The sequence below is a fragment of the Neisseria sp. P0021.S007 genome, assembly GCF_051956855.1.
On the sequence record NZ_JBQCXA010000717.1, the window covers coordinates 1 to 622 of the forward strand.

Sequence of the window (622 nt, forward strand, 5' to 3'; positions counted from 1 at the left end):
TATTGCAGCCGCTCGGCAAGCTGGCGCAGCTGCGTATCGTCCAGCCCACCCTTGGCTTCTTTACGGTAACGCGCGATAAAGGGTACGGTCGCGCCGTCGTCCAAAAGCTCAATGGCGGCATTGATTTGCGCGGTAGTGGCGGAGAGTTCTTGGGAGAGAATTTGGGTAATGTTCATATATTCCTTCATATTCCATCTGAACGATTGATAGGACAGCACAACGTAAGATAATTTTTGGGAAGACAAAGGATAATACTGATACACTTCATTCAAAACAAGATAACATATGCTGTATAAGGAAAACCAATGACTATTCTTATCACCGGCGGTACCGGCTTTATCGGTTCCCATACCGTTGTTTCCCTGCTGAAATCAGGCTTTAATGCTGTGATTTTGGACAATTTGTGCAATTCGTCTGCCAATATCCTCCCGCGCTTGGAAAAGATTACCGGCAAGTCTGTGCCTTTTTATCAAGGGGATATCCGTGATCGTGAAGTGTTGCGTCAAATCTTTGCAGAACACGATATTGATGCCGTCATCCATTTTGCCGGCTTGAAGGCCGTCGGTGAAAGCGTGGCCGAACCAATGAAATACTACGACAACAATGTGTCGGGCAGCTTGGT

The 622-nt window shown here is 46.9% G+C and carries 2 protein-coding genes; one reads left to right on the forward strand and one right to left on the reverse strand.

What is annotated here, in order from left to right; translation table 11 throughout:
* Window positions 1-176: Tex-like N-terminal domain-containing protein (locus ACTHUR_RS15565; RefSeq protein ID WP_440399540.1), on the reverse strand; the 176-nt coding region annotated here is incomplete at its 3' end.
* Between the two features lie 129 nt (window positions 177-305).
* Here ACTHUR_RS15565 and ACTHUR_RS15570 point away from each other — a divergent pair.
* Window positions 306-622: SDR family NAD(P)-dependent oxidoreductase (locus ACTHUR_RS15570; RefSeq protein WP_440399539.1), on the forward strand; the 317-nt coding region annotated here is incomplete at its 3' end.